Below are 11,990 nucleotides of genomic sequence, written 5' to 3'. Positions count from 1 at the left end.
AATATAAAACAACCAGGGCCGGAAATAAAGCCCTGGGTGGGATCAGAGGGGGAAAAGATTAGATATGGGTAACAATTTCTTTAATCAGGGGTGGCCCTTTAAAAATAAACCCGGAATAAATCTGGACAAGACTCGCCCCCGCGGCCATTTTTTCTCGTGCGGCAATCACTGAATCAATCCCGCCGACACCGATAATCGGTAACCGACCATTTAATTCGGCCGCCAGCATGCGAATAATTTCTGTACTCTTCAGCTGCAACGGACGACCGCTAAGACCACCGGTTTCATCGCAGAATTTCATTCCCTGTACCAGTGAACGATCGAGGGTAGTATTGGTCGCAATGACGCCATCAATATTATGGCGAACTAAACTATCAGCAACCTGGATCAGTTCTTCGAGAGAAAGATCCGGCGCGATCTTTACCGCCACTGGAACATATTTTTGATGCTTCTGCTGGAGCTCCAGTTGCTTATTTTTAATACCGGAAAGCAGATCGTCGAGGGCCTCACCATATTGCAAGGTACGCAGCCCTGGCGTATTCGGCGAAGAGATATTAATGGCGATATAACCGGCATAAGGATAGATTTTTTCCATACAAATCAGATAATCATCTTTACCCTGCTCGACCGGCGTATCTTTATTCTTGCCGATATTAATACCGAGGATACCGTCAAAATGCGCCTTTTTGACGTTCTCAACCAGGTTATCAACGCCGTGGTTATTAAAGCCCATGCGGTTGATCAAACCTTCCGCATCAACCAGACGGAAGATCCTCGGCTTGTCGTTACCCGGCTGCGGGCGTGGCGTCACGGTACCAATTTCAATGGAGCCGAACCCCATTGCACCGAGCGCGTCGATGCACTCGCCATTCTTATCCAGCCCTGCGGCCAGACCCAGTGGATTCTTAAATGTGAGACCCATGCAGGTGACCGGTTTGGTCGGCACCTTCTGGCGAACCAGCATTTCCAGCGGCGTACCTGATACTCGGCGTAATTGTTGAAAAGTAACTTCATGAGCGCGCTCAGGATCGAGCTGAAAAAGGGCTTTACGAACGAAGGGGTAGTACATGAACTCTCCTGGATTCCCGGTGGCAAACCGGGGGCGTATTATGTTCGATCGGCGCCAGAAAGGGAATTGACCTACAACAAAAAATCTCGCATCCGACGCAAACGTTTTCTTCTCTCCCCTTCCATTATGCAAATTCTGACAAAACAAGGGTGGAAAAATCATTTAGGGAAATAAATCGCCTCTGTCACACTGCTCGCAAATGTTATCAATTATAGATAAATGCAAACATTTGGTTATAAGGAGAGAGACGATGCGTGTCATTACACTTGCGGGTAGCCCGCGCTACCCTTCCCGTTCCAGTGCGCTTCTGGAATATGCCAGAGCAACCCTCTCCGCGGCTGATATTGAAGTTTGCCACTGGCACCTGCAAAACTTTGCCCCGGAAGATCTGCTTTATGCCCGCTTCGATAGCCCGGCGCTGCAGACCCTGAATGAACAACTGTCCGGCGCAGACGGGCTGATTATCGCCACCCCGGTCTATAAAGCGTCGTTTTCCGGTGCTCTGAAGACCCTGCTCGACCTGCTGCCGGAACGAGCGCTGGAGGGGAAAATCGTCCTACCGCTGGCCACCGGCGGCACTATCGCCCATATGCTGGCAGTGGATTATGCCCTGAAGCCGGTCCTCAACGCCCTAAAGGCCCAGGAGATCCTCCACGGCGTCTTTGCTGACGATAGCCAGATAACCGACTATCAACACAAGCCGCAGTTTACGCCGAACCTGCACGGGCGCCTCGATCAGGCGCTGGAAACCTTCTGGCAAGCGCTGCACCGCACCTCCAGCCGCGCGCCTGCCCTCAAGACCATTCGCGGGGTGGAACATGCGTAATATCCTGCGAACCCTGACCCTCAGCGGATTACTGACGTTATCCGCCCTGAGCCACGCGGCGGAACCCGCACCGGAAGCGCTGCGCATCGGCTACCAAAAAGGCAGCGTCAGTATGGTGCTGGCCAAAAGCCACCAGCTGCTGGAAAAACGCTATCCAAACACCGCCATCTCCTGGGTGGAATTCCCGGCAGGACCGCAGATGCTCGAAGCATTAAATGTCGGCAGCATCGATCTGGGCAGTACCGGCGATATTCCACCGATATTTGCCCAGGCTGCCGGGGCCGATCTGGTTTACGTCGGTGCCGAACCGCCGAAGCCCAAAGCGGAAGTGATTCTGGTGGCCCAGGACAGCCCGATAAAAAGCGTAGCGGAACTCAAGGGACGCAAAGTAGCATTCCAGAAAGGTTCCAGCTCCCACAACCTGCTATTGCGGGCTTTACAGCAAGCTGGCCTGAAAATCAGCGATATTCAACCGGTCTATCTGGCGCCTGCCGACGCTCGCGCGGCGTTCCAGCAGGGCAACGTGGATGCCTGGGCTATTTGGGATCCTTACTATTCTGCAGCGCTACAGCAAACCCACGCCCGGGTATTGAAAGATGGCAGCGACCTGAAACAAACCGGCTCTTTCTATCTCGCTGCACGCCCCTATGCCGATAAAAACCCGGCCTTTATTACCGGCGTACTGGAAACATTCAGCCAGGCGGATGCCCTGACCCTGAGCCAGCGTCCGCAAAGCATTACCTTACTGGCAAAAACCATGGGTGTGCCGGAAGCGGTGATCGCCAGCTATCTTGACCATCGCCCACCCACCACTATCACCCCGGTCAGTGCCGAAACGGCCGCTCGCCAGCAGCAAACCGCCGACCTGTTCTATGAGAACAAACTGGTACCGAAAAAAGTCGATATCCGCACCCGAATCTGGCAGCCCGCCGTGGCACAAGGAGCAAAATCATGAGTTTAAATATGTTCTGGTTTTTACCGACCCACGGCGATGGCCGCTACCTTGGTACTGACGAAGGCGCTCGTCCGGTGGATCATGGCTATCTGCAACAGATCGCACAAACCGCCGACCGTCTTGGGTTTACCGGTGTGCTGATCCCGACCGGCCGCTCCTGCGAAGATGCCTGGCTGGTTGCCGCCTCAATGATCCCGGTGACGCAACGGCTGAAGTTTCTCGTGGCCCTGCGCCCCAGCGTGATGTCCCCGACGGTTGCCGCTCGCCAGGCCGCAACGCTCGACCGCCTGTCCAACGGCCGGGCGTTGTTTAACCTGGTAACCGGTAGCGATCCCCAGGAGCTGGCCGGCGACGGGGTATTCCTCGACCATACCGAGCGCTACGAAGCCTCCGCAGAATTCACCCATATCTGGCGCCGCCTAATGGAAGGAGAAACGGTCACCTATAACGGTAAACACCAGCGGGTGCGCAGCGCGAAGCTACTGTTTCCACCACTACAACAGCCACGGCCACCGCTCTATTTTGGCGGATCCTCTGACGTCGCGCAGGAGCTGGCGGCGGAACAGGTCGACCTGTATCTGACCTGGGGAGAACCGCCGGAACAGGTGGCGGAAAAAATTGCCCAGGTGCGGGAAAAAGCCGCGCGTCATGGTCGTCAGGTACGCTTCGGGATCCGTCTGCATGTGATTGTCCGGGAAACCAATGAAGAGGCCTGGCAGGCGGCTGACAGCCTTATTTCGCTCCTTGATGATGAGACCATTGCCCGCGCGCAGGCGGCCTTTGCCAAAACCGACTCGGTCGGGCAACAGCGGATGGCAGCGCTGCATAACGGTCAGCGCGACAAGCTGGAAATCAGCCCCAACCTGTGGGCCGGCGTCGGGCTGGCACGTGGCGGTGCCGGAACCGCACTGGTTGGCGACGCGGCCACCGTGGCCGAGCGCATCAATGAATACGCGGCACTGGGTATCGATAGCTTTATCTTCTCCGGCTACCCACATCTTGAGGAAGCTTATCGCGTCGGAGAACTGCTGTTCCCGCTGCTGGATGTCAATATTCCGTCGGTCCCGCAGCCGCAGAGCCTGCGCCAGCAGGGCGAGGCGGTCGCCAATGAGTTTATCCCGCGTAAAGTCGCGCAAAGCTAAGGAGTACATCATGGCAAAGTCTGCGCAAAAACTGCTGATGCGGATAGCTCCCTGGCTGCTGCCGGTGGGAACCGTCATCATCTGGCAACTCGCGTCGTCGGTTGGCTGGTTATCCACCCGTATTCTCCCCTCTCCGGAGGGGGTACTGAAAGCCTTCTGGACGCTCTCCGCCAGCGGCGAGCTGTGGCAGCATCTGGCCATCAGCTCGTGGCGTGCGCTGTTGGGCTTTGCCATCGGCGGCTCTATCGGGTTGGTCCTCGGGCTGATCAGCGGCCTCTCGCGTTGGGGCGAACGCCTGCTGGATACCTCAATTCAGATGTTGCGTAATGTGCCGCACCTGGCCCTGATTCCGCTGGTGATTTTATGGTTCGGCATCGACGAAAGCGCCAAAATTTTCCTCGTCGCACTGGGGACCATGTTCCCGATTTACATCAATACCTGGCACGGCATTCGTAACATCGACCGCGGGCTACTGGAAATGGCGCGGAGCTACGGCTTATCCGGTTTTGCCCTCTTCCGTCATGTGATTCTGCCCGGCGCCCTGCCCTCCATCATGGTGGGGATCCGCTTCGCCCTTGGCCTGATGTGGTTGACGCTGATCGTGGCCGAAACCATCTCCGCCAACGCCGGCATTGGCTATCTGGCCATGAATGCCCGTGAGTTTTTACAAACCGACGTGGTGGTGGTAGCCATCATTCTTTACGCCATTCTTGGCAAACTGGCCGACGTCAGCGCACAGCTGCTCGAACGCGTGTGGTTACGCTGGAACCCGGCTTATCATCTTCAGGAGGCCAACGCATGACTACTGCCCGTCTCAACCCAGGGATCCCGCTGTTACTGAACGGCGTAAGCAAACGCTACGGCGACAATACCATTCTGAACGCGCTGGATTTACATATTCCTACCGGGCAATTTGTCGCGGTGGTTGGGCGCAGCGGCGGCGGCAAAAGCACCCTGCTGCGTCTGCTAGCCGGGCTGGAAAAACCCAATGACGGTGAACTGCTGGCCGGTGCCACCCCGCTGGCGCAAATCCAGGACGATACGCGAATGATGTTTCAGGATGCGCGATTGCTGCCATGGAAAACGGTGATCGACAACGTCGGCCTGGGACTGAAAGGCGCCTGGCACGACGCGGCCCGCCAGGCATTGGCCAGCGTAGGTCTGGAAAGCCGCGCCGGCGAGTGGCCGGCGGCGCTCTCCGGCGGGCAAAAACAGCGTGTGGCGTTGGCCCGCGCGTTAATTCATCGCCCGGGCCTGCTGTTGCTCGATGAACCTCTGGGCGCGCTGGATGCGTTAACCCGGCTGGAAATGCAGGATTTGATTGTGTCGTTGTGGGAACAACACGGATTCACCGTGCTGCTGGTGACGCACGACGTGAGTGAAGCGGTCGCCATGGCCGACCGGGTGCTGTTGATTGAAGACGGTAAAATTGGACTGGATTTAGGGGTGGATATTCCACGCCCGCGTCGGACCGGTTCGGCGCGCCTGGCCGAGCTGGAAGCCGAGGTGCTGGACAGAGTCATGAAGCGCGGCACGAGCGAGTCTGCGCCGCGCTTGTTGAATCACGGTTAACCACCTTCTGGATTTCCCCGGTTGCGCTGCGCGTACCGGGGCTCTCCTGACCGTTACGCCAGAGCTTTACTGATTTTTTCGAACAGATCGCCGGAGAGATTCTCCAGACCTTTCAGCTGCTCCAGCGCCGCGCGCATCAGCGCCTGGCGTTTGGCATCGTAACGTTTCAGACGAATCAACGGTTCAATCAGGCGAGACGCCACCTGCGGGTTACGGCTGTTGAGTTCGGTCAGCATTTCAACCAGGAACTGATAGCCGCTGCCGTCTTCCGCATGGAACGCAGCCGGGTTGCTGCCGGCAAAGGCGCCAATCAGCGAACGAACGCGGTTCGGGTTGCTGATGCTGAAGGAGCGGTGATTCAGCAAGCCGCGCACCGTTTCCACAACATTCGCCGCCGGGCTGGTGGACTGCAGGATAAACCATTTATCCATCACCAGACCGTCCTGATGCCACTTATCGTCATACTCCTGCATCAAGGCATCACGGCAAGGCAGTTCCGCCGCCACCGCCGCCGACAGTGCCGCCAGCGCATCGGTCATATTGTCCGCCTGATGATACTGCGCGACGACCAGCTTATTCGCCAGCTCAACGTCGCCGAACGCCAGGTAACGCAGGCAGGTATTGCGCAGTGAACGCTTGCCGATATCGGTATGTTCCACGCGATAGCTCGAGAGCTTGTTGGCGTTGTAGATCGCCAGGAACTCGTCCGCCAGCTCTTTCGCCAGCGTGCGGGTCAGCGCTTCCCGTACCGCCGCAATGGCGATCGGGTCGATGATGGCAAACAATTCAGCGATTTCGTTGGCGGAAGGCAGCGTCAGAATTTCTGCCGCCAGCGCCGGGTCAATCTTCTCATCCAGCAGGATCGCGCGGAACGCGTCGGCCACATGAATCGGCAGTGACAGCGGCTGACCCTGCTGATGGCGATTGACGTTGAGCTTGATGTAGGTTGCCAGCAGGCTCTGCGCAGCATCCCAGCGGGAGAAGTCGTTACGCGCATGGCGCATCAGGAACGTCAGCTGCTGATCGCTCCATTTATACTCCAGCTTCACCGGAGCGGAAAACTCGCACAGCAGCGCCGGGACCGGCTGGAAGTAGACGTTGTCGAACACAAACGTCTGCTCGGCCTGGGTCACGTTCAGCACGTGATGCACTGGATGACCGCCCTTCTGCAGCGGGATAACCTTGCCTTCGTTGTCATACAGTTCGATGTCGAACGGAATGTGCAGAGGCTGTTTTTCCGGTTGTTCCGCCGTCGGCGGCGTACGCTGACTGATGGTCAACGTATACTGTTCGGTTTCCGGATTGTAGTCATCATGGACGCTCACCACCGGCGTACCGGACTGGCTGTACCAGCGACGGAAATGGGACAGGTCGACATTGGAAGCATCTTCCATCGCCTGGACAAAGTCATCACAGGTGGCAGCGCTGCCGTCATGACGTTCGAAGTACAGCTGCATCCCTTTCTGGAAGTTGGCTTCACCCAACAGGGTGTGCAGCATGCGGATCACTTCGGCCCCTTTTTCATATACCGTCAGGGTGTAGAAGTTGTTCATCTCAATGACCATATCCGGGCGGATAGGATGGGCCATCGGGCTGGCATCTTCGGCGAACTGCATGCCGCGCATGGTGCGAACGTTGCTAATCCGGTTGACCGCACGTGAACCAAGGTCAGAACTGAACTCCTGATCGCGGAATACGGTCAGCCCCTCTTTGAGGCTCAGCTGGAACCAGTCGCGACAGGTGACGCGGTTACCGGTCCAGTTATGGAAATATTCGTGACCAATGACTCGTTCGATATCAAGGTAGTCTTTATCGGTCGCGGTATCGGTACGGGCCAGTACATATTTGGAGTTAAAGACGTTCAGTCCTTTGTTCTCCATGGCGCCCATATTAAAGAAGTCGACGGCGACGATCATATAGATGTCGAGGTCGTACTCGAGGCCGAAACGGGTTTCGTCCCATTTCATGGAGTTTTTCAGCGACGTCATCGCCCACGGCGCGCGATCGAGGTTGCCGCGGTCAACGAACAGCTCCAGCGCCACTTCGCGCCCGGAACGGGTTTTGAAGGTATCGCGTAGCACGTCGAAATCACCAGCCACCAGCGCAAACAGATAGCATGGTTTCGGGAACGGGTCCTGCCACTGGATCCAATGACGCCCCTGATCCAGCTCTCCCTGAGCAACGCGGTTGCCGTTGGAAAGCAGGTACGGATACTTCGCTTTATCGGCGATAATTTTGGTGGTGAAACGCGCGAGGACATCCGGGCGGTCCAGGTACCAGGTAATATGCCGGAACCCTTCAGCTTCACATTGGGTGCACAGCGCTTCGCCAGACTGATACAGGCCTTCCAGCGCGGTATTAGCCGCCGGGCTGATTTCATTGACGATAGTCAGGGTGAAATGTTCCGGTAATCCTTCGATCACCAGCTGGTTATTTTCTTCTTTATAGTGGCTCCACGGCTGGCCATCTACTTTCAGGGAGACCAGCGTCAGGTCTTCACCATCCAGACGCAACGGCACGTCAGACGCCGCCGCGTGACGGGAGACTTTACTCTCTGCCGTAACAACGGTTTTCTCGGCATCCAGGTCAAAGGTCAAATCGATATCGCTAATCAGATAATCCGGCGCACGGTAATCGTGGCGGTATTTGGCTTGGGGCTGTTGTGTCATAAAAAACCTTTAGCATGTTCCATAAAGTGTCGAACCCAGTCTATTCCTGTTGTGTAGATCGCGCTACGCAGAATCTTCATCTTTTCAATGCCAAACACGAAATTTGCTACATATTGATAACATTAGAGGCACGAAATGCACTCGACCCGCTATAAAGCTTGTGGTGTGATCCCTGTTCAATATATTAAACTAGGCCTCGCAAATGACCGCCAGCGTCGCCATCGATCGCCACTGCGGGACAGAGTCGGGTAATAAAGGTATACTCCGCCTCCTTTTTTCTGCTTCGGTTTTGATGGAAACGCTCCAGTGAGAGGACGCTACTGCGCACCATGACACAATTCACTTCTCCTGTACTGCACTCGCTGCTTGATACGGATGCCTACAAGCTGCATATGCAGCAGGCTGTCTTCCACCGCTACAACGATGTGCACGTTGCGGCGGAGTTCCGCTGCCGTGGTGACGATTTACTCGGTATCTACGCCGATGCGATCCGCGAGCAGGTTGAGACCATGCGTGACCTGACGCTGCAGGACGATGAATATCACTGGCTGTCTACCCTGCCGTTCTTTTCTCAGGATTATCTCGACTGGCTGCGCGACTTCCGCTACGACCCGAGCCAGGTCAGCGTCAGAAACGACAACGGCAAGTTGAATATTCGCCTGTCCGGCCCGTGGCGCGAAGTGATCATGTGGGAAGTCCCGCTGCTGGCAGTAATCAGCGAACTGGTTCACCATTATCGCTCGCCGGAGATCAGCGTCGATTTGGCGCTGGACACGCTCGAACACAAGCTGGTCGATTTCACGCAGATGACCGCAGACCTCGATCTCAGCGGCTTCCGTCTGATGGACTTCGGGACCCGCCGGCGTTTCTCGCGTGAGGTGCAGCAGGCCATCGTTGAACGCCTGCAGCAGGAGCCGTGGTTTGTCGGCACCAGCAACTACGATCTGGCCCGCCGTCTGAATCTGACGCCAATGGGCACCCAGGCACACGAATGGTTCCAGGCGCATCAGCAAATTAGTCCTAACCTGGCCAGCAGCCAGCGCGCAGCACTGGCGGCATGGCTGGACGAGTATCCCGACCAGTTGGGGATCGCCCTGACCGACTGCATTACCATGGATGCGTTCCTGCGGGATTTCGGCCCGGAGTTTGCTACCCGCTATCAGGGCCTGCGCCATGATTCTGGCGATCCGGTTGAGTGGGGAGAGAAAGCCATCGCGCACTACCACAAGCTGGGGATCGACCCGTTGAGCAAAGTGCTGGTGTTCTCCGATAATCTCGATCTGGCCAAAGCGGTGGATTTGTATCGCCACTTCGCATCACGGGTTAATCTCAGTTTCGGTATTGGTACGCGCTTAACCTGCGATATTCCTCAGGTGAAACCGTTAAATATCGTCATCAAGCTCGTGGAGTGTAACGGCAAGCCAGTCGCCAAACTCTCTGACAGCCCCGGCAAAACCATCTGCCACGATAAAGCCTTTGTCCGGGCGCTGCGTAAAGCTTTCGATCTGCCGCCGGTGAAAAAGGCCAGTTAGAGCCTATCCCAGTAGGCGTAGATTGATGCGGCCAGTTTGGCCACGGACAGCGCGGAACCACCGGAGCGTACACGCAGTACGTGAGGATGGTGAGCACTGCCCAGGGCCAAAATGGCAAATAAAATAGCCTAATGGGATAGGCTCTTAATCATCATAAGGAGCCGTTCTGGCTCCTTTCCTTTATTTATTTCCGAAATCTCCCCTTCACGGTGCGAAATCTACTTGTCTGACGGAAGATGACAGGTAACATAGATGTCCCCCCATCACCGGGGGATACCGATTTTTTTTATTGGACTACGAATAGAGAGACTATTATGAGCGTTGTGCCTGTAGCCGACGTACTCCAGGGCCGTGTTGCCGTTGACAGCGAAGTCACCGTGCGCGGATGGGTGCGTACTCGCCGAGATTCAAAAGCTGGCTTTTCCTTCCTGGCCGTCTATGACGGTTCCTGCTTTGATCCTGTACAGGCCGTTATTAATAATTCTCTGCCCAATTACAATCAGGAAGTGCTGCGCCTGACTACTGGTTGCTCGGTTATCATTACCGGCAAAATCGTTGCCTCCCAGGGCCAGGGTCAAAGTTTTGAAATCCAGGCCAGCCACGTTGAAGTGACCGGTTGGGTAGAGGATCCGGATACCTATCCGATGGCCGCCAAGCGTCACAGCATTGAGTACCTGCGTGAAGTCGCGCACCTGCGCCCGCGTACCAACCTGATTGGCGCCGTTGCCCGTGTTCGTCATACCCTGGCGCAAGCATTGCACCGTTTCTTTGACGAGCAAGGTTTCTTCTGGGTATCGACGCCGCTGATCACCGCATCCGATACCGAAGGTGCCGGCGAAATGTTCCGCGTCTCTACGCTGGATCTGGAAAACCTGCCGCGCAACGATCAGGGCAAAGTGGATTTCGATAAAGACTTCTTCGGCAAAGAGTCGTTCCTGACCGTATCCGGCCAGCTGAACGGCGAAACTTATGCCTGTGCGCTGTCCAAAATCTACACCTTCGGCCCGACCTTCCGCGCCGAAAACTCCAACACCAGCCGCCACCTTGCGGAGTTCTGGATGCTGGAGCCGGAAGTGGCATTCGCTAACCTGAACGACGTTGCCGGCCTGGCGGAAGCCATGCTGAAGTACGTCTTCAAGGCGGTACTGGAAGAACGTGCCGACGATATGAAATTCTTCGCCGAACGCGTAGATAAAGAAGCCGTATCGCGTCTGGAACGCTTTATTGATGCCGATTTCGCCCAGGTCGATTACACCGATGCCGTCACCATTCTGGAAAACTGCGGCAAGCAGTTTGAAAATCCGGTGTATTGGGGCGTAGACCTCTCTTCCGAGCATGAGCGCTATCTTGCAGAAGAGCATTTCAAAGCGCCGGTCGTCGTCAAAAACTACCCGAAAGACATCAAGGCGTTCTATATGCGCCTTAACGAAGACGGTAAAACCGTCGCGGCAATGGATGTTCTGGCACCGGGTATCGGCGAAATCATCGGTGGTTCTCAGCGTGAAGAGCGTCTGGACGTGCTGGATGCCCGTATGGCGGAGATGGGTCTGAATAAAGAAGACTACTGGTGGTATCGCGATCTGCGTCGTTATGGCACCGTTCCGCACTCTGGCTTCGGTCTGGGCTTCGAGCGTCTGATCGCCTATGTCACCGGCGTACAGAACGTGCGTGATGTTATTCCGTTCCCGCGCACGCCGCGTAGCGCCACATTCTGATTGTTTTTCCTGATTGCCCTAAAGGCCAGCGTATGCTGGCCTTTTTTTATGTCAAGATTTGTTAACAAGTCTTAATTAATCTAAACATCAAGCCTTCCGCGTCACATTTATGTTACTCACTATTACGACTCATTGAGTAAGGATAAATCGCACCTTATGTTCATTCCGCGATGAAACACCTGATAATTTTGTTCATTTTTTAACCTCTCGCAGCACAAGATGCAAAGACAAACGCTGAGCGAAAAAAAAGCGAAATGCACACATAAAATACACAATTGTAGCTTTATCTAAATTAATCATAATTAATTCATATAGATATATATGGGTGGATGATTTAGTGAGCAAAGTGGAACGGAATTTTGATTGAGTTCACAAAGTTCCCCAAAAAACACATTTTGTTACATACTCTTTCTTATTGTTACTCATATGCGACATTGGTAGCATTTTCAGGCTAGCGAAACGCTGGCGCGGATGGAAAGATGCCTTCAGACACCAAACTATCATCAATGG

General features: G+C 55.4%; 9 protein-coding genes. 7 read left to right on the top strand and 2 right to left on the bottom strand.

What is annotated here, in order from left to right; genetic code table 11:
- Window positions 1-58: 58 nt before the first annotated feature.
- Entirely contained in the window at window positions 59-1,069 is a 1,011-nt protein-coding gene (gene pyrD / locus ACMYSO_RS22370) for a quinone-dependent dihydroorotate dehydrogenase (protein WP_123756193.1), read from the bottom strand.
- A 250-nt stretch (window positions 1,070-1,319) separates the two neighbouring features.
- Here pyrD and ssuE point away from each other — a divergent pair, with 250 nt between their 5' ends.
- Genes ssuE through ssuB form a run of 5 tightly spaced genes read left to right on the top strand, consistent with a single transcriptional unit; the run spans window position 1,320 to window position 5,564 of the window.
- Window positions 1,320-1,895 carry an NADPH-dependent FMN reductase gene (gene ssuE / locus ACMYSO_RS22365; protein ID WP_434667982.1) on the top strand — a complete coding sequence of 192 codons (576 nt, stop codon included), beginning with the start codon at window positions 1,320-1,322 and terminating at the stop codon, window positions 1,893-1,895.
- The gene (locus tag ACMYSO_RS22360; RefSeq protein ID WP_434667979.1) at window positions 1,888-2,850 is read left to right on the top strand and encodes a sulfonate ABC transporter substrate-binding protein; all 963 of its coding nucleotides are present in this window, start codon (window positions 1,888-1,890) and stop codon (window positions 2,848-2,850) included. The genes ssuE and ACMYSO_RS22360 overlap by 8 nt, the downstream gene beginning before the upstream one ends.
- Window positions 2,847-3,992 carry an FMNH2-dependent alkanesulfonate monooxygenase gene (gene ssuD, locus ACMYSO_RS22355; protein WP_434667976.1) on the top strand — a complete coding sequence of 382 codons (1,146 nt, stop codon included), beginning with the start codon at window positions 2,847-2,849 and terminating at the stop codon, window positions 3,990-3,992. Before ACMYSO_RS22360 ends, ssuD begins: the two co-directional genes overlap by 4 nt.
- Before the next feature lie 10 nt (window positions 3,993-4,002).
- Window positions 4,003-4,794, top strand: a complete 792-nt coding sequence (ssuC, locus tag ACMYSO_RS22350) for an aliphatic sulfonate ABC transporter permease SsuC (protein ID WP_434667973.1) — start codon at window positions 4,003-4,005, stop codon at window positions 4,792-4,794.
- The gene (gene ssuB, locus ACMYSO_RS22345; protein WP_434585707.1) at window positions 4,791-5,564 is read left to right on the top strand and encodes an aliphatic sulfonates ABC transporter ATP-binding protein; all 774 of its coding nucleotides are present in this window, start codon (window positions 4,791-4,793) and stop codon (window positions 5,562-5,564) included. Before ssuC ends, ssuB begins: the two co-directional genes overlap by 4 nt.
- Before the next feature lie 53 nt (window positions 5,565-5,617).
- On the opposite strand, the gene pepN is transcribed toward ssuB, so the two are convergent.
- Window positions 5,618-8,233, bottom strand: a complete 2,616-nt coding sequence (pepN, locus tag ACMYSO_RS22340; protein WP_434667971.1) for an aminopeptidase N — start codon at window positions 8,231-8,233, stop codon at window positions 5,618-5,620.
- 329 nt (window positions 8,234-8,562) lie between these two features.
- Between pepN and pncB the strand changes: the two genes are divergently transcribed.
- Entirely contained in the window at window positions 8,563-9,765 is a 1,203-nt protein-coding gene (pncB, locus tag ACMYSO_RS22335) for a nicotinate phosphoribosyltransferase (RefSeq protein ID WP_434667968.1), read from the top strand.
- Between the two features lie 314 nt (window positions 9,766-10,079).
- Window positions 10,080-11,480 carry an asparagine--tRNA ligase gene (asnS, locus tag ACMYSO_RS22330; RefSeq protein WP_434585710.1) on the top strand — a complete coding sequence of 467 codons (1,401 nt, stop codon included), beginning with the start codon at window positions 10,080-10,082 and terminating at the stop codon, window positions 11,478-11,480.
- The last annotated feature ends 510 nt before the right edge of the window (window positions 11,481-11,990 follow it).

This window comes from Klebsiella sp. B345, from assembly GCF_051131735.1.
Taxonomy (GTDB): domain Bacteria; phylum Pseudomonadota; class Gammaproteobacteria; order Enterobacterales; family Enterobacteriaceae; genus Klebsiella.
Note: the sequence above shows the minus strand (reverse complement) of the source record. Positions and strands in the feature narration are given on the sequence as shown.